Annotated in this window: 18 protein-coding genes; 5 read left to right on the plus strand and 13 right to left on the minus strand. The window is 72.2% G+C overall.

Annotated elements, in window-relative coordinates; all coding sequences use genetic code 11:
* Window positions 1-63 precede the first annotated feature (63 nt).
* The 3 genes from ACWD3C_RS15350 to ACWD3C_RS15360 form a co-directional block, all read right to left on the minus strand.
* On the minus strand, window positions 64-1,881 hold the full coding sequence (locus tag ACWD3C_RS15350) for a rhamnogalacturonan lyase (RefSeq protein ID WP_451144192.1): 1,818 nt from the start codon (window positions 1,879-1,881) through the stop codon (window positions 64-66).
* Window positions 1,882-2,312: 431 nt separating this feature from the next.
* Window positions 2,313-3,059 (minus strand): class I SAM-dependent methyltransferase, encoded by a 747-nt coding sequence (locus tag ACWD3C_RS15355; protein ID WP_451143987.1) that lies wholly within the window; start codon window positions 3,057-3,059, stop codon window positions 2,313-2,315.
* A 3-nt stretch (window positions 3,060-3,062) separates the two neighbouring features.
* A complete protein-coding gene (locus ACWD3C_RS15360; RefSeq protein ID WP_451143989.1) occupies window positions 3,063-3,368 on the minus strand; it encodes a 4a-hydroxytetrahydrobiopterin dehydratase in 306 nt (101 codons plus the stop codon).
* A gap of 415 nt (window positions 3,369-3,783) precedes the next feature.
* On the opposite strand from ACWD3C_RS15360, the gene ACWD3C_RS15365 reads away from it, so the two are divergent.
* Entirely contained in the window at window positions 3,784-4,647 is an 864-nt protein-coding gene (locus ACWD3C_RS15365) for a helix-turn-helix domain-containing protein (protein WP_451143991.1), read from the plus strand.
* Here the strand turns inward: ACWD3C_RS15365 and ACWD3C_RS15370 are convergent.
* Window positions 4,629-5,069, minus strand: a complete 441-nt coding sequence (locus tag ACWD3C_RS15370) for a hypothetical protein (RefSeq protein ID WP_451143993.1) — start codon at window positions 5,067-5,069, stop codon at window positions 4,629-4,631. The two genes, ACWD3C_RS15365 and ACWD3C_RS15370, sit on opposite strands and share 19 nt — an antisense overlap.
* A 269-nt stretch (window positions 5,070-5,338) precedes the next feature.
* On the opposite strand from ACWD3C_RS15370, the gene ACWD3C_RS15375 reads away from it, so the two are divergent.
* Complete coding sequence (locus tag ACWD3C_RS15375; protein WP_451143995.1) at window positions 5,339-6,217, plus strand: helix-turn-helix domain-containing protein; 879 nt, start codon at window positions 5,339-5,341, stop codon at window positions 6,215-6,217.
* A 152-nt stretch (window positions 6,218-6,369) separates the two neighbouring features.
* Here the strand turns inward: ACWD3C_RS15375 and dnaK are convergent, their stop codons facing one another.
* From dnaK to ACWD3C_RS15395, 4 genes are all read right to left on the minus strand, one after another.
* On the minus strand, window positions 6,370-8,250 hold the full coding sequence (gene dnaK / locus ACWD3C_RS15380; protein ID WP_451143997.1) for a molecular chaperone DnaK: 1,881 nt from the start codon (window positions 8,248-8,250) through the stop codon (window positions 6,370-6,372).
* A 178-nt stretch (window positions 8,251-8,428) separates the two neighbouring features.
* The gene (locus tag ACWD3C_RS15385; RefSeq protein WP_451143999.1) at window positions 8,429-8,857 is read right to left on the minus strand and encodes an OsmC family protein; all 429 of its coding nucleotides are present in this window, start codon (window positions 8,855-8,857) and stop codon (window positions 8,429-8,431) included.
* A 538-nt stretch (window positions 8,858-9,395) separates the two neighbouring features.
* Complete coding sequence (locus ACWD3C_RS15390; RefSeq protein WP_451144001.1) at window positions 9,396-11,480, minus strand: alkaline phosphatase family protein; 2,085 nt, start codon at window positions 11,478-11,480, stop codon at window positions 9,396-9,398.
* 384 nt (window positions 11,481-11,864) lie between these two features.
* A complete protein-coding gene (locus ACWD3C_RS15395; protein ID WP_451144194.1) occupies window positions 11,865-12,308 on the minus strand; it encodes a hypothetical protein in 444 nt (147 codons plus the stop codon).
* Window positions 12,309-12,420: 112 nt separating this feature from the next.
* Between ACWD3C_RS15395 and ACWD3C_RS15400 the strand changes: the two genes are divergently transcribed.
* Complete coding sequence (locus ACWD3C_RS15400) at window positions 12,421-13,194, plus strand: MBL fold metallo-hydrolase (RefSeq protein ID WP_451144003.1); 774 nt, start codon at window positions 12,421-12,423, stop codon at window positions 13,192-13,194.
* Window positions 13,191-13,817: a DedA family protein gene (locus ACWD3C_RS15405; RefSeq protein WP_451144005.1), complete on the plus strand. Its 627-nt coding sequence runs from the start codon at window positions 13,191-13,193 to the stop codon at window positions 13,815-13,817. Before ACWD3C_RS15400 ends, ACWD3C_RS15405 begins: the two co-directional genes overlap by 4 nt.
* 19 nt (window positions 13,818-13,836) lie before the next feature.
* On the opposite strand, the gene ACWD3C_RS15410 is transcribed toward ACWD3C_RS15405, so the two are convergent.
* The 4 genes from ACWD3C_RS15410 to ACWD3C_RS15425 all read right to left on the minus strand — a co-directional run bounded on the left by ACWD3C_RS15410 (window position 13,837) and on the right by ACWD3C_RS15425 (window position 18,220).
* Window positions 13,837-15,009, minus strand: coding sequence for an MBL fold metallo-hydrolase (locus tag ACWD3C_RS15410; RefSeq protein ID WP_451144007.1), 1,173 nt, complete (start codon window positions 15,007-15,009; stop codon window positions 13,837-13,839).
* Complete coding sequence (locus tag ACWD3C_RS15415) at window positions 15,006-16,253, minus strand: aminotransferase class I/II-fold pyridoxal phosphate-dependent enzyme (RefSeq protein WP_451144009.1); 1,248 nt, start codon at window positions 16,251-16,253, stop codon at window positions 15,006-15,008. The genes ACWD3C_RS15410 and ACWD3C_RS15415 overlap by 4 nt, the downstream gene beginning before the upstream one ends.
* Before the next feature lie 254 nt (window positions 16,254-16,507).
* The gene (locus ACWD3C_RS15420) at window positions 16,508-17,281 is read right to left on the minus strand and encodes a hypothetical protein (RefSeq protein WP_451144011.1); all 774 of its coding nucleotides are present in this window, start codon (window positions 17,279-17,281) and stop codon (window positions 16,508-16,510) included.
* Window positions 17,282-17,470: 189 nt separating this feature from the next.
* The gene (locus ACWD3C_RS15425) at window positions 17,471-18,220 is read right to left on the minus strand and encodes an ANTAR domain-containing response regulator (protein WP_451144013.1); all 750 of its coding nucleotides are present in this window, start codon (window positions 18,218-18,220) and stop codon (window positions 17,471-17,473) included.
* Window positions 18,221-18,331: 111 nt separating this feature from the next.
* On the opposite strand from ACWD3C_RS15425, the gene ACWD3C_RS15430 reads away from it, so the two are divergent.
* Complete coding sequence (locus tag ACWD3C_RS15430; protein ID WP_451144015.1) at window positions 18,332-19,459, plus strand: PAS domain-containing protein; 1,128 nt, start codon at window positions 18,332-18,334, stop codon at window positions 19,457-19,459.
* A 25-nt stretch (window positions 19,460-19,484) separates the two neighbouring features.
* Here ACWD3C_RS15430 and ACWD3C_RS15435 read toward each other — a convergent pair whose 3' ends face one another.
* Window positions 19,485-20,279 (minus strand): RNA polymerase sigma factor SigF, encoded by a 795-nt coding sequence (locus ACWD3C_RS15435; RefSeq protein ID WP_451144017.1) that lies wholly within the window; start codon window positions 20,277-20,279, stop codon window positions 19,485-19,487.
* Window positions 20,280-20,297: the final 18 nt, after the last annotated feature.

Raw genomic sequence — 20,297 nt, forward strand, 5'->3', positions numbered from 1 at the left:
GGGCGGGACGAATGGGGAGGGCGCGTGCCGAGTCCGGCACGCGCCCTCTTCACAGGTGCGCTGTTACGGCGTGTAGACCGTCGGCCTCGGTGCCGTCGGCATTTTGTTGCCGAGGAAGAAACTCGGGTGCGGGGGCTGGTTGTAGGCGGTGTTCTGCCACGCGATGCCCGTGCGGTACATCGTGTCGTGGAGCAGGGTCGTGATCTTCGTGCTTGTCTCGTGCGGGGTCGAGTAGATGCGCAGGGCCGTGTTGTTGCTCGTGCGCCAGACGACCTCCTCGCGCCAGTCGCCGAAGAGGTCGCCGGAGACGACGGGCGTGGCCTTCGTGCCGTTGTTGGAGGAGACCCCGGAGCCGGTCAGCAGGCGGGTGTCGGACGACGTGCCGTACTTGTCGATGCGGGTGCCGTCCAGGAGTTCGCGGACCGTGTCGCCGTCCCACCAGGCGAGGAAGTTGACGGAGGACGGTTCTCGGCCCTTGGTGGCGCCGGCCTCGTCCCGGATGGACGAGTCGGAGGCGGACCAGACCTCGGCGCCGTCGTTGCCGGCGTAGATGTCACCGGCGACGCCCCGGCCGTTGTCGCAGCAGGGGTTCAGCCGCCAGCGGATCGAGCCGTTCGCCGGGTTGATGTACAGCTCGGCGGGCTGGGAGGTGGACTCGGAGACCTTGAAGTACTCCAGGCCCGAGGTGGAGGGGTCCAGGTCGCCGAGGTGCTGGGCGTCGCCGTGGCCCGTCCTGGTGGTCCACAGGCCCCAGCCGTTGTCGTCGACGGTCATGGAGCCGTAGACGATCTCGTCCCTGCCGTCGTTGTCGACGTCGCCGACGGAGAGGCTGTGGGAGCCCTGACCGTCGTAGCCCTTGCCGCTGTTGGTGGAGGAGTTGGTGTCGAAGGTCCAGCGGCGGGTGAACTGGCCGTTCCGCCAGTCCCACGCGGCGATCACGGAACGCGTGTAGTAACCGCGGGCCATGATCAGCGAGGGGCGGGCGCCGTCCAGGTAGGCGGTGCCGGCGAGGAAGCGGTCCACTCGGTTGCCGTACGAGTCGCCCCACGACGAGACGTTGCCGCGGGCCGGGACGTAGTCGACGGTCCCCATCGCCCGGCCGGTCTGACCGTTGAACATGGTCAGGTACTCGGGGCCGGAGAGGATGTACCCGCTGGAGTTGCGGTGGTCGGCGGAGGAGCTGCCGACCACCGCCCCCGTGCCGTCGCGCGTGCCGTCCGCCGTCTTCATGGCGACCTCGGCCCTGCCGTCGCCGTCGTAGTCGTACACCTGGAACTGCGTGTAGTGCGCGCCCGAGCGGATGTTGCGGCCCAGGTCTATGCGCCACAGGCGGGTGCCGTCGAGCTTGATGCCGTCGATGATCGTGTTGCCGGTGTAGCCGGACTGGGAGTTGTCCTTGGCGTTGGTGGGCTGCCACTTGAGGACGAAGTCCAGGGCGCCGTCGCCGTCGAGGTCGCCGACGGAGGCGTCGTTGGCCTCGTAGGTGTACGAGACGCCGTCCGGGGTGGTTCCGCCGCTGGGCGGGCTGATCGGGACGTCCTTGTATCCGGCGCGGAACTGGATCGCGTGGACGGAGTCGCCCTGCTCGGTTCCGTTCACGATCGGGCGGACCGTGTAGTCGGCGTGGGCGGGGGCGCCGGAGTGGAAGTAGTTCGTGGAGCCGGTGATCGGGGTCGGGTTGACCAACGCACCGGCCCGGTAGAGGTTGAAGGAAACGTTGTCGGGGTCGGTGCCGAGCCAGCGCCAGCTGACCAGGTTGCCGCTGCCGGTGTGCACGCTGACCACGCCGCGGTCGAGGGCTTCGACCTGCCGGGCGGTGGCGGCCTCGGCGGGGCTCGTGGTGAGCGTGGTGAGTCCGGCGGCGGTCAGGGCGGCTGCCATCAGCGTGATCAGGACTTTGCGTCTGCGGTGCGGGTGCGGGTGCGGGTGTCGTAACTGCACGGTGCGTTACCTCCTGAGGCCTCCTGGGGAGGACAGACGGGTTCCGCCTCTCAGTCGCCGCCGATGGCAGGAGGGTTGCCGGACCTGGACGCCCGCTCGACCGATTCACCGCCCGAGGGCACGGCAGGGGACCGCGCATGGGCAGCCACCCGTACGACTGGGGCCTGTTCTGAGTTCCCCGTCGTTCGCGCGAAGCGCGGGCGCAGCGCCCGCGGCGGAGCCGCTGATGTCCGCAGTCGGTGCGTGCCCTCGGCGTGCGGCGTCGCAGGACATGTGGCGGAGCCGCCTGTCCTGCGACGCAGTGCGGCGGGGTGCGTGCCGGGCGTCGGGGCGCAGGCGGGGAACTCAGAACAGGCCCCAAGGGCATGGAGTCACGCGTCGGGCTTCCTGAAGGCACGCAGGTGGAACTCGGGGTCCGGGCGTGGGGTGTCGGGGTCCGGGAGGGCCGCCAGGCGGGCCGCGAGCTGATCGGTGAGCGGGTTGTCGGGCTTGAGCAGCGTGAACCAGCCGCGGTACAGGTCGGTGATGGTGCGGCGGGGGCTGCGGCCCTGGCCCACGCCCCGGAAGCGGGTCCGGCCGGCCGGGGTGAGGCCGTGGTCGACGGCGTGGGTCCCGACGACCGCCGCCGCGTCGTGGGCCGGGCCGCGGGGCCGTGGGGCGAGCACGGCGTCGATGTCGCTGCCCACGTTGTGGGAGGCGGCCTTGTCGACGGTGGTGACGTACACCCCGCCGGGGCGCAGGACGCGGGCACACTCGCCGATGACGGCGCGGACCTCCTCCGGCCGCTCGATCAGGTGGAGCAGCCAGACGCTGGTGACGGCGTCGAACGTCTCGTCGGGGAACGGTAACCGGCGGCTGTCGGCGAGGACGACGGTCCCGGGCAGCCGCGCGGCCGCCCGCTGCGCCATCGCGTACGTCAGGTCGACGCCGGTCACCCGCGTCCCGGGGCGGGCCGCCGCGAGCCGCCGGGTCACGATCCCTGTGCCGCAGGCGACGTCGAGCAGCCGGCGCGCGCCTTCGGGGACGAGGCTCAGCACCGCTTCGGCGGCGGCCTCGGCCCGGGGTTCGCCGCCGCGCAGGACGTCGTAGTCGCGGGCCTCCTTCTCGTAGTCCAGCACCGGTCAGCTCGCTCCGTGGCCCGGCGCCAGATCCTGCACCCTGCGCGCCAGCTCGAAGTCGCGCTCGGTGATGACGCCGCCCAAGCTGTGGGTGTTCACGGAGAGAGTGACGGTGTGGTAGCCGAGGGTGAGGTCGGAGTGGTGGTCGAGTTCCTCCTGCACCTGGGCGATGTGCACGACCATCGCGGTCGCCGCGAAGTGCGAGCCGAGCCGGTAGGTACGCACGAGCCGGTCCCCGGCCGACGACCAGCCCGGCAGCTCCGCCAGCCGGTCCTCGATCTCCTTCTGCGACAACGGTTCGAGGGGCATGGGCTCCGCTCCTTCCGTGACGTCCTGCGCATCGTGGGGGTCTCTTTCAGCGTGCCACAGTCCGGCCGCTCCGTCCCTGGTCAGACGCATGCCCGGCATTCAGCGCCGTACGCACTCGGCCGCGAGGTCGTCCGCCGGTACGGCGACCCGGCGAGAGTGCGTGTCCGCATTTCCCTGGGGTCGCTCCGGCCGGGCAGGCAGGCGTTGCCCGGTCCTCGACCGGGCCGGTCGCCCCGCGGGCGCCGCGCGCGGCGCGGATCGCGGCGGGCGAGTCGAACTCGACCGGATACCCGAGGGCGTCTTCGAAGGCCCCGCCCCGCAGACATCCGCGCATCCTGGCCCGGTGGACGGCTACCGTGGCCCGCGGTACCACCAGCGGTGCCGACGGTTCGGCCGTTTCGGTTACGGTCGGGCCATGGCCATTGTCGCGCCCGGTGCCCCCGGCCTCCCGGTTCCCCCTCCCGAGAAGGGCGTCGGCCCGCTGCTGCGCGGCTGGCGGGAGCGGCGGCGGGTGAGCCAGCTGGAGCTGGCGCTGCGGGCCGGCTCCTCGGCGCGGCACATCAGCTTCGTCGAGACGGGCCGCTCCCGCCCCAGCGAGGAGATGGTGCTGCGCCTCGCCGAGCACCTCCAGGTCCCGGTCCGGGAGCGCAACGTGCTGCTCCTGGCGGCCGGTTACGCTCCTCGGTACCCGGAGACCCCCATGGACGACCCGGCGATGGGCGCCATCCGTCAGGGCGTGGAGCGCCTCATCCGGGGCTACGAGCCGTACCCGGCCCTCGTCGTCGACGCGACCTACAACGTCCTCGCCGCGAACAAGGGCATCACCCTGCTCCTCGACGGCGTCCCCGAGCACCTCCTCGCACCCCCGCTGAACGCCATGCGCCTGACCCTCCACCCCGAGGGCCTGGCCCCGCGTATCCGCAACCTCCGCGAGTGGCGCGGCCATCTGCTCTCCCAGATGACCCGCCAGATCGCCCTCCAACGCTCCGACGCCCTGCGGGAGTTGTACGAGGAGGTGGCGGCCTATCCGGTCCCGGAGCCGGTTCCGGAGCCAGTTCCGGAGCCAGTTCCGGAGGCGGACGCCGACGCGTCCGCCGAGCCGGTCTCCTCCATCGCCCTGCCCCTGCGGATCGAGCACGACGGCCAGATCCTGTCCTTCGTCTCCTCCATCTCGACCTTCAACACCCCCATGGACGTGACGGTGGCGGAGCTGGCCATCGAGACTCTCCTCCCGGCCGACCCGGCGACCGTCAAGTACCTTCAGTCGCTGACTGTTTGACGCGGGTGCCGCGGCGCCGCCTTGAGTGCCGCGTACTGCAACCCCGCGAAACCGGCCACGGTGAACGCCTGGATCACTCCCCACACGGCGCCCGCGGTGGTCGGCGACAACCAGACGGCGAGCGCGACGAAACTGAGCACGGCCCAGGCGAGGTTGGCCTCGATCACGGCGCGCACCGCGAGCACGGGCGGCTGCCTGCGCGAACCGGCCCAGCCGACACCGACGGCGTACGCCACGAGGAACACCCCGAGTCCGAGCAACAGGTCGTCGCCGACCCCGAGCAGTCGCCCGAGCGGCCCCGACGCGGCGAGATAGGCGAGCCCGTTGGCGCCCGTCACCACCGCGTCCAGCAGCAGGAACCGGCGCACCATCTCCCGGGGCTCCGTCGTACGCGCCAGTGCGGCGAGCTGAGTTGCGGACATGCCGAATCACCCTCCATCGAGGCCGGTCACGGTCAGTGGAACCCGGGTGCCGGGCCGGAATGCGCCGGCCCGGCATCCGGTACGACCACCTTGCCGGGCACCGGAGTGACGGTCGATTACGTGCGAGGTAATGCGCGGCGATGACCGCCGGGTGGTCTGACACACCGTCACTTCGTTCCCGGGCGACGGACTTCGGCCACACCCTCATGAGACTTCCACTGGAACATGACACACTGTTCGCATTACTTCGGCGCGTGGGGAGGCGTGGCGTGAGTGAGCGGCGGCCCGCGCCCACCGTGGGGCAGGTGGTGCTCGGACGACGGCTGCAGGAACTGCGCGAGGCGGCCGGGCTGCGGCGGGAGGAGGCCGCGCGGGTCCTCCGGGTCGCACCGGCGACCGTACGGCGCATGGAGATGGCCGAGGTCGCGCTCAAGATCCCGTACTTACAGGTCCTGTTGACGACGTACGGCGTGGCCGAGGACGAGATCACCGCCTTCGTCGCGCTCGCGGAGGAGGCCAACCAGCCGGGCTGGTGGCAGCGGTTCCACGACGTGCTGCCCGAGTGGTTCAGCCTGTACGTCAGCCTGGAGGGCGCGGCGCGCGTGATCCGGTCGTACGAGCCGCACTTCGTGCCCGGACTGCTGCAGACCGAGGACTACTCGCGTGCCGTTCTGCAGACCGGGACGGTCGGGTATGAGGGGCCGGAAGCGGTCGAACGGCATGTGTCGCTGCGTATGACCCGGCAGAAGCTCCTCACCCGCGAACACCCGCCCCACCTCTGGGTGATCATGGACGAGACGGTGCTGTGCCGCCCGGTGAGCATCGACGGCAAGGTCATGCTCGACCAGCTGGACCGGCTTCTGGAAGTCGCCGAGTGGGGCAACGTCACGCTCCAGGTCGCCGAGTTCGCCGCCGGCCCGCATCCGGGGACGTACGCGCCCTTCGCGCTGTTCCGCTTCGCGGAGCCCGAGTTGCCGGACATCGTCTACAGCGAGTACGTGACCGGCGCGCTCTGCCTCGACTCGCGCTCCGAGGTCGTCACGCATCTGGAGGTCCTGGACCACATGGCCGCACTCGCGACCTCGGCCGAGGACACGAAGGACATCCTTCGGGCGTATCGCGAGAAATACGCACGGCTCTCCGGGTGAAGAGCGCACGGCTGGCGCGGTGGCCCCGGCGCGGCCGGCCAAAGCCGAACCTCCGCCAAGTCGCCCCCTCCTCGGTCGCACTCACTCACGCACCACGTCGGTGACACGGCGCCGACGGTGACGGCATCGGCCGGGCCGCCGTCCGAGACCTGCTACGCCGCGCCCCCCTTCGCGTCCTTCTCGTCGTCGACGATCTCCGCGTCCACGACCCCCTCTTCCTCCGAGGCGCGCTGCGAGTCACCGGAGGCGGCAGACGCGTCGGAGGCATCGGCCGGCGTCTGCTGAGCCTGGGCGTACATCGCCTGCCCCATCTTCTGGCTGACGGAGGCGAGCTTCTCGACCCCGGCCCGCAGCGCGGCGGTGTCCGCCGACTCGTCCAGCAGCCGCTTCAGGTCGGCCACGGCGGACTCGACCTCCGTCACGGACTCCGCCGGAACCCGCCCCTCGTTGTCCCGCACGAACTTCTCGGTCTGGTAGACGAGTTGCTCGGCCTGGTTGCGGGTCTCGGCGGCCTCGCGGCGTTTGCGGTCCTCGTCGGCGTACTGCTCGGCGTCCCGCATCATGCGGTCGATGTCGTCCTTGGGGAGGGCGGAGCCGCCGGTCACGGTCATCTTCTGTTCGCGGCCGGTCGCCAGGTCCTTGGCCGACACGTGCATGATGCCGTTCGCGTCGATGTCGAAGGCGACCTCGATCTGCGGCACCCCACGCGGCGCGGGCGGCAGGCCGGTGAGGTCGAAGACGCCCAGCTTCTTGTTGTACGCGGCGATCTCGCGTTCGCCCTGGTAGACCTGGATGCCGACCGAGGGCTGGTTGTCGGCGGCCGTGGTGAAGATCTCCGAACGGCGGGTCGGGATCGTCGTATTGCGCTCGATGAGCTTCGTCATGATGCCGCCCTTGGTCTCGATGCCCAGGGACAGCGGGGTGACGTCCAGCAGGAGCACGTCCTTCACGTCACCGCGGATGACTCCCGCCTGGAGGGCGGCGCCCACGGCCACCACCTCGTCCGGGTTCACGCCCTTGTGCGGTTCCTTGCCCGTGAGCTCCTTCACCAGGTCGGTCACGGCGGGCATACGGGTGGAGCCGCCGACGAGGATGACGTGGTCGATCGCGGCGAGTTTCACCCCGGCGTCCTTCACCGCCTGATGGAAGGGGGTCTTGCAGCGGTCCAGCAAGTCGGCGGTGAGCTCCTGGAACTGAGCACGCGTCAGTTTCTCTTCCAGGTGGATCGGGCCTTCGGCGGAGGCGGTGATGTACGGGAGGTTGATGCTCGTCTCGGAGGAGCTGGACAGTTCGATCTTGGCCTTCTCGGCGCCTTCGCGCAGCCGCTGGACGGCCATCTTGTCCTGGCCCAGGTCGATGCCGTACGAGCCCTTGAAGCGCTTGACGAGGTGGTCGACGATCCGCTGGTCCCAGTCGTCGCCGCCGAGCTGGGTGTCGCCGTTGGTGGCCTTGACCTCGATGACGCCCTCGCCGATCTCCAGGAGGGAGACGTCGAAGGTGCCGCCGCCGAGGTCGAAGACGAGGACGGTCTGCTCGTCGCCGCGGTCGAGGCCGTAGGCGAGGGCGGCGGCCGTGGGCTCGTTGATGATCCGCAGTACTTTCAGGCCCGCGATCTCGCCGGCCTCCTTGGTGGCCTGGCGCTGGGTGTCGTCGAAGTAGGCGGGCACGGTGATCACGGCGTCGGTGACGTCCTCGCCCAGGTACGACTCGGCGTCCCGCTTGAGCTTCTGGAGCACGCGGGCGTTCAGTTCCTGGGCCCGGTAGCGGGTGCCGTCGACGGAGCCCTGGTCCGGGAAGCGCCAGCCGGCGTCGCCCATGTGCCGTTTGACGGAGCGCGCGGTGCGCTCGACGTTCGTCACGGCCTGCCGTTTGGCGACCTCGCCGACGAGCACCTCGCCGTTCTTGGCGAAGGCCACCACGGAGGGCGTGGTCCGGGCTCCCTCCGCGTTGGCGACGACGGTCGGCTCGCCGCCTTCGAGAACCGCCACCACCGAGTTCGTCGTGCCGAGATCGATCCCGACCGCACGTGCCATCGCTGTCCCCTTCCGCCAGGGATTCCACCCGGGTGTCTCACACTCCAGCACAAAACTTGAGTGCCTCCTTGTCAAGCCTTGGCAAGGACCAGCAAGGTACGAGTGCCCGGTCCGGGGTGAAACATGACAATGCCGTGACCCCTGGGACGGGACCACGGCATCGAAACCTCGCGGAGCGTTACGCCAGCTTCGCCGACAGGGTGATCGTCGTGCCGGTCAGGGCCTGGCTCACGGGGCAGTTCTTCTTGGCGTCCTCCGCGGCGGCGACGAACGCCTCCTCGTCGATGCCCGGGACGGTGCCCTCCACGGTGAGGTGGATGCCGGTGATGCCCTCACCCGGCTGGAACGACACGTCGGCGGAGGTGACGAGCTTGGTGGGCGGGGTGCCGGCCCCGGCGAGAGCGTGCGAGAACGCCATGGAGAAGCAGCTGGAGTGGGCTGCGGCGATCAGCTCCTCGGGACTCGTCTTACCGTTCGCGTCCTGGGCGCGCGACGCCCAGGTCACGGGCTGCTGCTCGATGCTGCCGGAGGAGTCGAAGGTGACGACGCCACTGCCGTCGAGCAGGTTGCCTTCCCAGACGGTGTGTGCGGAGCGCGTGGTGGCCACGGTTCTTCCTTTCGCGTGGGGTCCCGTCGGACGGGATTGTGTGTCCCCCATCCGATCACACTCGGGATCATCGCACGCGAAGGGCCGGTCCACGGGCGGTGAACGGCAGGCGAGCACCCTGGGGAATCAGATACCCGTGCTCGCGCCGCACCGGCAGCACATCGCAGTAGCCGTGGTGATGACCAAGTGACGGCTGCCGCAAAGCGGAGGCTCCTGGAGAGTGTTCGAGTGAGGCGCGCAGGTGCGTCGTGTGCGATACGAACAGTGCGGGCGGTTCGTCCACTGCGGCGCAGCCGAATTTCGGGGTGACCCGCGCCCCACGTACCACCTTCAGCCGCCGGCGCCTCAGAGACCGGTGGGGCGTGGGATATGCCCGCGGCGCAGTCGCTATGGCCGAAACGCGCGCTGGGCAAACCCGTCCGGCGGTGACAGTTTGGGCCTCTCGGGGTGCCGGCGCGGGCCAGGGCGATCCGTGCCGGGCCCCGTCCCAAGTCCCCTGGGTGGTTAGGGGAGATGACCCTTCCAGTGGGTGTGAGGGTCAGGCGGCCCGCTGGTCGTCCCGGCGGGCCGTCAGGGGTACTTGGGGACCGTTCGACTCGCGCAGCCAGCGGCGCAGTACGCGGTGCACATGCTCGGCGCCGGCCAGCTCGCCGTCGTCGTCGACCGGCTCGGACAGTGTCGTGGGCGAGAGCAGGAACGCTCGGCCCTGGCAGCCGCCGAGCCCTCCGTGGGAGCCGATCTGCTCCTCGAAGGCGAGGACTTCGCCCTCGGCCGGGTCGTACCAGGAGTTGACCATGATGTCGGCGACGTGCGGGAAGGAGTGCGTGCGCCGTACGGCGTCGGCGGCACCCGGTCCGAAATCGGCCAGCGGGCCCGGGTGTTCGTCGCTCAGCTCGTCCACCGGGATCTGAGCGCCGTGCGCGCCGAGCACGACACCGCCGTACTCCTGGCTGCGTACGAGCACGAAGCCGATGCCGGGGTGGTTGGCGAGCGTGGACAGCAGGGCCGGGTGGCGGGTGTCGATCTCCTCCTTGGTCATCCGGTGGGGCACGTCGGGGAAGGAGACGAGGCCGAGGTTGCCGGAGGCGAGGACGATGGGCTCGGAGCGGCGGGACGGGCGGTGCTGCTCACCGCCCTCCTCGACCGGGATGCGCAGCGCGGCCCGCACGGCCGCCCGGGCCTCGGCGCCGCTGTGGGTACGCTGCGCCCTGCGCGGTACGGGCAGTCCGCAGCCGGCGCGGACCAGGTTGCCGAGGGTGAGGCCGTAGCGGGCGAGGAAGGTCTCGCCGGGGCTCTGACCGTGGTCGGACAGGACGACGATCCGGTACGCGCGCGGAGCGTGCTCGGCGACCTGGGCGATCAGTGCGAGGGAGCGGTCGAGGCGCTGCAGGACCTGCTCGGCGTCCCGGCTGTGCGGGCCGGAGTGGTGCGCGACCTCGTCGTACGCCACCAGGTCCGCGTAGATCGCGGCGCGCCCGGCCAGCATGTCGCCGATCACCGCGGCCACGACGACGTCCCTTTCGACGACGGTCGCGAAGGCCCGGATGAAGGGGTAGAGGCCGCCGCGCTTGACCCGGGGCCGCCGCCGCTTCACGCGCGCGTGGGTGGACTGGCCGATCTCCCTGAACGCATCGGCGACGAAGGACATGGCGGTGCGGACGGCGTTGGCAGGATCGCTGAAGTAGGCGAAGTACCCGGCGCGGGAGCGGTTCTCCTTGCCGCGCCGGGCCGCGACGGAGAGGACGAGGGCGAGTTGGCCGGCGCCGCCACTGAAGAGATTGCCGCGGCTGGCGCCGTCGAGCGCGAGGAGGCCGCCGTCACCGGTGCGTTCGACGGCCCGGCGCTGGAGTTCGGCGGCGCTGGAGGGGCGGTTGCAGACCATGACCTCCCGGCTCTCCTTCTCGTACCACCTGAACGCCGGGATGTCGTGGTTGGTGCCGTGCAGGATGCCGAGCTGGCTGGCGCCGGTCTGGCTGGACCAGTCGGTGCGCCAGGGGGTGAGGCGGTGGGTGGCCCGTCCGGCGGAGTCCTTGCCGAGCCAGGCAGCCACGGTGGGCATCAGGCCCTTGGCGACGGCTGCCTCCAGGACGTCGTGGCCGACGCCGTCGAACTGGAGGAAGACCGTGCCCGGGCCGGTCGGTCCCCGGTGGGCGTCGAGGTAGCGGCGGCGCCGGTCGGCGAGCCGGTACAGCCGCCGCCGGTACGCGTCGTCGTCCCGTACCGCGAGGGCACCGCCGGTGGCGGAGGCGACGGCGGACATCACGGCGGCCACGACGACGGCGGTCTCCGGTGCGGCCGCGCTCTCCCCGGAGGGGTTGACCCGGAGGGCGACGAGCAGCAGCGAGCCATTGAGGAAGAAGACCAACAGGGCCAGGACCAGGGCGGGTACGAGGAGCAGCAGCCGGACCAGCAACGGCCACACCAGGGACGACAGCAGACCGAAGACCCCGGCGCCGACGCCCGCGGTCACGGCGATCCGCGTGGCGCTGTCGCCGTCCGCCGACTGCAACCTGAAGTCGGGAAGCGCCCCCGCGAGCACGAGCATGGTCACCGTGGACACGGCCCATACGGCGATACTCCGCCACACTCCGCTCAGGACACTCCGCCAACGACCACCACCCACGCCCAGCCACCTCACCTCCCGGCCCGCCCCGGACGCGAGCCACGCTCCAGCCTGTCACAACGGGCGGGGGCGTTCGGAGGCCATCGGGGTTGCGCGGGGCGATGATCGGGGCGCGCGGGGACTTCTGGCGTTCGGTGACATGGGTCGACGAACCGCAGCAGCGTCGCCGGCTCAGGCGGGGACTTCTGGCGTTCGGGCACATGGGGCTTCTGGCGTTCGGGCGCACGGGGCCTCTGGCGTTCGGGGGCACGGGGCTTCCGGCGTTCGAGCGCACGGGGCCTCTGGCGTTCGGGGGCACGGGGCTTCCGGCGTTCGAGCGCACGGGGCTTCCGGCGTTCGAGCGCACGGGCCCGTTCAGGCGCACGGGCCTTGAGGTGTCCGGCCTCAGCGGCCGTCGTACCCCGCGGTCGGCATCGACAGGCGGCGGTGCACCCGGGCCTTCATCTGGGCGTCGTACGAGGGCTCCGCGTGGCCGACCGTCTCGACGCGTACCCCGCGGCGGGCGCACTCGGCGGTGAACTCGTCGACGGAGGCCAGCGCGCGTTCCAGGACCCGGCGGCTGGGGGCGACGAAGAGGTCGAGGCCCGGTTCGACGCCGTCCCACAGGGCGCAGTGGTCGGGGCGCAGGCCGCGGACGAGGAGCTCCCGAGTGACGACGTAGCCGCGCTCGGCGGCCCAGTGGGCACACATCGCGTGCTGGCTGCGGGAGTCGACGAGGAAGGGGTCCGCCTCCAGCTCCTCCAAGGGCGTGAGGCTGGCGATGGCCGTGACCCGCACCAAGGGGGCTCCTGCCGGTCCGAACGGGGCCCTGAGCCCGCCGCAGGGCATGCCGGAGGCCGTGCGTGCCTCTCCCATGGAGTCCCCCTCACCTCCGGGTTTCGCCGCTGACCCTACTCCTGCCCGTAGGCTCAGGGGGAGTCGCGCGAAGGAGGCAAAGGAAGTGCCGGTGGAGATCACCTGGTGGGGTCATGCCACCTGCACCCTGGAGGATTCGGGTACGCGGGTGCTCACCGATCCCCTGTTCGCGCGCCGGCTCGCGCATCTGCGCAGACGCCGGGGGGCGCCGCCCCCGCCCGAGGCGGCCGTGGCGGACGTGGCGCTGGTCTCGCATCTGCACGCCGACCACCTCCATGTGCCCTCGCTGGCACGGCTCGCGCCGGGCACGCGCGTGCTGGTGCCGAGGAGTGCGCTGCGCCAGGTGCCGGGGGTGCGGCGGCTCGCGCATCTGCGGCTCACCGAGGTCGCGCCCGGCGACGAGACCCGGGTCGGTGACCTGGTCGTACGGGCCGTTCCGGCGCGGCACGACGGGCGGCGGCTGCCGGTCGGGCCGCACCGCTCGCCGGCCCTCGGGTACGTGGTCGAGGGCGAGGCGCGGACCTACTTCGCCGGCGACACCGGGCTGTTCGAGTCGATGGCCAAGGAGGTGGGCCCGGTCGACGTGGCGCTGCTGCCGGTCGGCGGCTGGGGGCCCTACCTCGGCGAGGGCCACCTGGACGCGGGGCGCGCGGCCCAGGCGCTCGCGCGGCTCGACCCGCGCGCGGCCGTGCCGGTGCACTACGGCACGTTCTGGCCGATAGGCATGGACACCGTGCGCCCCCACGAATTCCACGCCCCGGGCGAGGAGTTCGTCCGCCTGGCCGCCGAGCGCGCGCCGGGGGTCATGGTGCACCGGCTGGGGCACGGGGAGAGCGTACGGCCGAAGGTCGCCCGGTGATGTTCCTGGCCGCCGCGGGCACCACCGTGCCCCCCGAGACGACGCAGCAGGCGATCGGTTATCCGTCGCTGTTCCTGCTGGTGCTGATCGGGGCACTGGTGCCGGTGGTGCCGACGGGGGCGCTGGTCAGTTCGGCGGCGGTGGTGGCGTTCCACCAGACGGCGCCGTTCGCGCTGCTGCTGGTGTTCGTGGTGGCGGCGCTCGCCGCGTTCCTCGGGGACATCGCGCTGTACTGGCTGGGCAAGCGCGGGATGAGGTCGAGGAACGGCTCGCGCTGGCTGGAGGTGCTCCGGCGGCGCGCACCCGAGGACCGGCTCACGCGGGCCCAGGTGAAACTCGACGACCACGGGGTGACCGTACTGGTCCTGTCCCGGCTCCTTCCGGCGGGCCGTATCCCCGTGATGCTCGCCTGCCTGATGGCCAGGATGCCGCTGCGCCGCTTCGCCCGCGGCGACGTCCCGGCCTGCCTGGCCTGGGCCGTCACGTACCAGTTGATCGGCATCCTCGGCGGCTCCCTGTTCAAGGAGCCCTGGGAGGGTGTGGTCGCGGCGGTCGCGCTGGCGCTGCTGATCAGCGTGGTGCCGAGTGTGTGGCGGAGGGTGCGCAGACCTGCGGCCCAGTGACGAGGCCCAGTGACCGCTCTCAGCCCAGCACGCGGGCTCCCCCGACCGGCAGGTCCCACAGGTCCTGACGGGCCAGACCCGCCTTCTCCCAGGCCGCCCGCACCCGGTGAAGCGGTTCGAGGACCGGTTCGGCGGAGAGCACGAACGTGCCCCAGTGCATCGGGGCCATGCGGCGGGCGCCGAGGTCCTGGAAGGCGCGGACGGCCTCCTCGGGGTCGCAGTGGACGTCGCTGAGCCACCAGCGGGGGTCGTACGCGCCGATCGGCAGCAGCGCGAGGTCGATGCCCGGGTGGCGCCGGCCGATACGGGAGAACCAGTGGCCGTAGCCCGTGTCGCCCGCGAAGTACACCCGGCGGCCGTCGGGCGCGGTGATCAACCAACCGCCCCACAGCGAGCGGCAGGTGTCGGTCGGGCTGCGCTTGGACCAGTGGTGGGCCGGGACGAAGTCGAAACGGACGCCCGCCCGTCGCCCGCCACCACCCTCAACCGAGGCGCCTGCGGCGCCGCCCCTCGGATCGAGTTGGGCCGCCTCCCACCAGTCCAGCTCAGTGACGCTTCTGAACCGGCGGCGCCGGAACCAGCGTCCGAGCCCGGCCGGTACGAACACCGGTGTGCCGCGCGGGAGTCGGCGCAGGGTGGGCGCGTCCAGGTGGTCGTAGTGATTGTGGCTGATGACGACCGCGTCGATGCGCGGCAGGGTGCTCCAGGGCACCCCGACGGGCGTGATCCGGGCGGGGGTTCCGAGGATGCGGCGGGACCAGACCGGGTCGGTGAGCACGGTGAGCCCGCCGATCCGGATCACCCAACTGGCGTGCCCCGCCCAGGAGACGGCGACGGTGCGGGTGTCCACCCGGGGCACCGGCTGCGGCTCGTACGGCAGGTGCGGTACGTCGGCGAGGCCCTCGCGTCCGGGCCGTACCGAGCCCTCACGGGCGAACCTGGCGAAGGCCTTGAGGCCCGGCAGTGGGGCGGTGAGCCGGTCCGTGAAGGACCGCGGCCAGATCCGTCGCTCGCCCAGCGGGCGGGGTTCGGCGAGCGGAGCGAGCGGCTCGGAGGCGGGGTCGAGGGAAGCGGGGTCGAGAAGTGACAGGGACGCCGGATCGTCGGCGTCCTCCTGCGCGGTCGTGCTCGTGCTCGTCCTCGTGCTCGTGCTCGTGCTCGTGCTCGTGGTCGACTCGGACTGCTGCGTCATCGAGGAGGCTCCCATCGCTGAGCGTCGTCACGGAGATCGTCGAAAGCCGATCCGAACAAGGTCAACGCGCGTTCCACATGCGGCAATTCCAGGGGCGCGGGTGAGGTGAGCGACCGCGCGCGCTCCTCGGCGGTGGCACCGAGGAGCGGGCTGGTCGACAGCCGGACGCGCAGCGCGCCGAGGTCGTCGCCGAACCGGTGGCCGCCGGGTGCGGGCATGCCGAGCCGGGTGGTGAGGAAGTCCTCCAGTTCCTGTGCGTCGCCGACCCCGTGCGCGGTGAGCGCGGAGCGCAGCGGGCCGAGGTCCGCGTACAGGTGGCGTCCGGCCTGCGGGGGCCGCGCGAGCCCTCCGGCGGCGACCACGGCGTGGTGCGCCGCGGCGGCCACGCGCGCGTGCAGGCGTACGGCGGTGGTGAGGCGCTCGGTGACCTCGGCGGGCTCGTCGAGCGCGTACGCGGCGACCGCGGCGATCGGGGTGGCGACCCGGGCGCCGAGTGCGGTGAGGACGTCGAGGACGCGGGCGCGCAGCCCGGCGCCAGGGTCGCCCGCCGGGAAGCGGGCGACGGCGGCGGGCCAGCCGGGCGGCAGGAAGGGGCCGGCCAGGTCGGTAACGACGGTGACCCGGTCGGGCAGCATCTCGGCGGGGCTGAGCAGCACCGTGTCGTGCGGCTCGTGCACGGTGTCGCGCCAGGTCTCGTCGCTGACCAGGTGCAACCCCGCGCCCACGGCGGCCTCGACGGTCTCGTGCACCAGTTCGGGCGGTGCCACGGTGGCGGTCGGGTCGTCGGCGACGCACAGCACGAGCAGGCGCGGATCGCCGCCTTCGGCGCGGATTCTCCCTACGGTCTCCAGCAGCGCGGACGAGTCGGGGACGCCGCCGCACTCGGCGGGCGTCGGCACGTGGAAGGCGGACCTTCCCAACGCCCGCACCTGGGGGTCCCACCAGGCCGCGCACGGCCGCGGGAGCAGGACGTCGCCGCCGATCGCCGCGGTCAGCGCGAGGAGCAGCGCGGGGGCTCCGGGGGCCGCGGCCACCTGGTTCCGCTCGGCCGGCAGGCCGCGCCGGTCCCAGTAGCCGCAGGCGGCGTCGAGGAGTGCGGGACCGCCGCCGGAGGGTTCGGCGTCGGGGCGGCCGGCGGCGGCGCAGAGCCGGGCCACGAGTCCGGGCAGAACAGGCAGCCCCTGGTCGGGGAGGGGCGGGCCGTAGCGGACGGGACCGTGCCCCTCCGGATCCGTCCGCCGCATGTGTGCCTCCGCGCAGGTCCTGGTGCGTGGTGCGTATCGCCTGGTGCGTACTGCTGGGTGCGTGTCGCGTGGTGCGTGTGCCGTGCCCGTACGGTGCCGGCGGCCCGTGCGGTGGCGCACGTTTCCCTCGGCCTGTCAGTACCCAGGGTCCCGCGCCGCCATGAGTGTCCGCCCGGGTTGCACCGGTCACAACGTCACCTGCTCGGGATGCCGCACCGCCGTCGACACCCGCCCGGGGCGCGCCGGTCGCCACGTCAACCCCGCACACCGCTGCCCTTCCGGCGCAGCCGGTACACGGCGCCGCCGAGCGCGCCCGCGATGAGGAGGCCGCCGGTGACCAGGGCGGGGACGGAGTCGGTGAAGACACCGCCCTCGCCGGCGTGTACGCCGTGCTGGACGGGGGCGGGGGTGTGCGCGGGCCGATCGGTGTGCGCGGGCCGGTCCGTGTGAGCGGGCCGATCCGTGTGAGCGGGCCGATCCGTGTGAGCGGGCCGATCCGTGTGAGCGGGCCGATCCGTGTGAGCGGGCCGATCCGTGTGAGCGGGCCGGTCGGTGTGCGCGGCGCCGCCGAGGGACACGGTGAACGTCGCGCTCCACCGTTTGCCCTGGGGGCAGGTGCCGTCGACCTCCGACTCGGAGTCGCCGCCCACCGCGTCGGGGCCGGTCTCGAATGTGTGGGCGGGCGCGACGCGGGCGGTGCCGCTGTAGGCGGGGCCCGCCGTGTGGTCGTCGTTGCCGGGCACCTTGCGCAGGTCGACGGTGCCCTCCTCCAGGGCCCGCGAGCTCGCCTGGATGGTCTCGGGCGCCTTGCCGCCTGCCGGGTCACAGGTGACGGAGATGGTGATGGTGCCGCCGGGGGCGACGGTGCGCGGGCTGACTTCGGCGGCCGGTTCCGCGAGCGCGTCCGGTTCCGCGAGTGCGGCTGGGGCGGCGAGCACGGCCGGGGCGGCGGCGCCCAGGACGGCACCGGCCAGGACGGTGACGGAGAGGACTCTGGCTAGGGCTGGGGCTGGGGCTCTGCGGCGCATGGGCGGGACTCCTTCGGCCGGCTCCGGCGGGCTGCGGGCGGCGGGGCACGACCGCCGTGGCCCCGCCGTCCCATCAGAGCCCTCCTGCCGCCTGCCCGCGCGCGGCCGGGCACCATTCGCGGGACGCGGGGCGGCCGAGCGGGTGACGGGGTACCCGAGTCCACCCACGGGCCGGCCTCAGAGCCTGTGTCATGTCCCCGGCCGGGGACATGACACAGGCTCTGAGTTCGACAGCGAGACCAGCTCGCGCTCCAGCCCGCGCCCCCGCTTCTCGACGACGGCCGAGGCCACGTCGGACAGTTTGCGGTTGGTGCCCTGCGAGATACGGCGGAGAACGCCGAACGCGGCGTCCGCGTCGCAGCCCAGCACGTGCATGACGATGCCGCACGCCTGGTCGACGACGGGCCGGGAGCGCAGTGCGGCGCCCATCTGGTCGAGTTCGGTGAGCGCGGCGCGGTAGGAGCGGTCGCGGACCAGGCAGGTCGCGGCGAAGTCACCGAGCGCGCGGGCGGGTCCGTGCGGGGCGTCCTCCAGGGCACCGGGCCGGAAGCTGTAGAGGCTGAGGGCCACCGTGAGTCCGGAGCGCCTGAAGGGCATCGTGAGGCTGGACCGTACGCCCGAGTCGAGGGCGACCGCGCGGTACTCCGGCCAGCGCTCGTCGCTCAGCAGATCCGCCGAGTCGACGGGCTCGCCGTGCTCCAGGGCGGCGGGGATCGGTCCGTCGCCGGAGCGGAACTGGACCGAGACCAGCCCCGCGAGGTCGGGGTGGGTCACCGCTGCGGGCTGTTCCGCACCGCCGTCGGACACCATGGTGCTCGCGCCGCAGCAGTCACTGGTGCAGCGGGCGGCCTGTTCGGCCAGCGTCGACAACCGCCTGCCCGGAAGGGCGGATTCAGCCGAATCCGTTCCCAAGTGGCCGAGGTGTTCGGTTTCCGGCATGCGTAACGCCTCCTCTCCTGCTCGCGTTCCCGCTCACCTGCGGGAAAAACGGATCGCACGAGTCCGGTCGGCTCCCCTCCGGAACAGGCTCGCACGGGTTACGTTCGTCGCATGGCACAGACGGACGAATTCGGTGAAGAACTCGCGGACTTCGTACGCCGTGTGGCCGAGCTCAAGGCGGCACGCTCGGTGCCGAGCGGGGACCTGCCGACCGTGCTCGACGCGGCGATCTTCGAACTCGACCATGTGGCCGAACAGTTGTGGCCGTGGTACGAGCGCATCTCCACCTCCGGTCCGGCCGGCGGTGCCTCCACGGACCGCCGGGAGCACCAGTTGCTGAAGGCCGCCTTCCAGTCGCTGCCGATGCCGGTCGCGCTGGTGGACCGCGAGACGGTCGTGCGCAGACTGAACCTGGCGGCGGCCTCGTTCGCGGGTGTGCGCACGGGCTATGCGACGGGACGGCCGCTGACCGGGTTCCTCGCGCAGGCCGACCGGGTCGCGTTCCGTACACAGGCCGCGGCGGTGGCGCGCGGCGACGGCGACCGCAGCCTCACCGTCCACCTCCAGCAGCGCCCCTCGGTGCCGGTGTACGCGACGCTCACCGCACTGCGGCCGGCCCATGAGCCGCACAACACCGTTCTCGTCGTGCTCCAGCCCACGGGGAGCCGACGGCTGCCCGCGGTGGAGCGCCGTGCGAAGCCGCTCCCGGACCTCGCCGAGACGACCCGGCACACGGCGCTGATGGATCTGCTGGACGTGATGACCACGGCCTTGCTGAGCGGCCCCGCCGACCGGGCCCTGGAACGGGCGGCCCGGGTGCTGCACGGCCGTTTCGCGGACTGGGTGGTCGCCGACACCATGGGCCCCGGCCCCGGCCTCGACCGTACGACGGTGCTGGGCCCCACGGAGAAGGAGGCGGCGGCTCTGGCGGCACAGGACCCCGCCACGTGTCCCCTCGTCGTCGAGGCCGCCCGCGGCGGGGCTCCCGTGCTCCAGGTGCGCCCCGAGGACCCGGACGCCTTCGGCCACGACGCCTCCGGCGCCCCCGTCCTCGTACGGGCCGACGTCACGTCGCTGCTGTGCGTCGCGCTGGCCGACGGCGACGGGCGGGTACGGGGTGTGCTCACCCTCTTCCGGTGCGCGGCGCGGCTGGCGTTCTCGATGGCCGAGGCCCAGGCGATGGACATGATGTCCCGTCATATCGCACTGGCCCTCGGCCGGTTGGACACGTCGGGCTGAGCCGACGGGCCGAGCGGGGTGCCGTTTATGCCGCGTCGCGCATGACCTGGTCGCGCAGCCTGTTGCAGCACCGGCTGATCAGCCGGGACACATGCATCTGGGAGATGCCGAGCTGCTCGGCGATACGACTCTGGGTCATGTCCCCGAAGAACCGCATGTAGAGAATGGCGCGCTCCCTCTCGGGCAGCGCCTGCAGCCGGAGCTTGACGGCCTCGCGGTCGACGACAATGTCGAGGGCCGGGTCGGACGAGCCGAGGGCGTCGCTGAGCGAGTACCCGTCCTCGCTGCCGGGCAGCTCCGCGTCGAGGGAGAGCGCGGTGAAGCTCTCCAGTGCCTCCAGGCCGACCCGGACGTCCTCCTCGCTCATGTTGGCGTGCTCGGCGATCTCGGCGACGGTGGGCCTGCGGCCCGAGATGGTCTGCGACAGGTCCTGGCCGGCGAACCGTACCCGGTTGCGCAGGTCCTGGACCCGGCGCGGCACATGCAGGGTCCACATGTGGTCGCGGAAGTGCCGCTTGATCTCTCCGGTGACGGTGGGCACGGCATAGCTCTCGAAGGCGTTGCCGCGCTCGGGGTCGTAGCGGTCGACGGCCTTCACCAGCCCGAGGGCCGCGACCTGGCGCAGGTCCTCGAAGCTCTCGCCGCGGCTGCGGAACCGTCCCGCGAGCCGTTCGGCCATGGGCAGCCAGGCCTCGACGACCTCCTCGCGGAGGGTGTCGCGCTGCTGGCCCGGAGGGAGCGTGGCGAGTTTACGGAACGCCTCCGCGGTGTCCGGAGCGTCGTCGTGCGGGTGGTGCTTCGCGCTCGCTCGAGTTCGCATGGTGCGTCGCAACTCCCT

It is taken from the genome of Streptomyces sp. NPDC002845 (assembly GCF_053591955.1).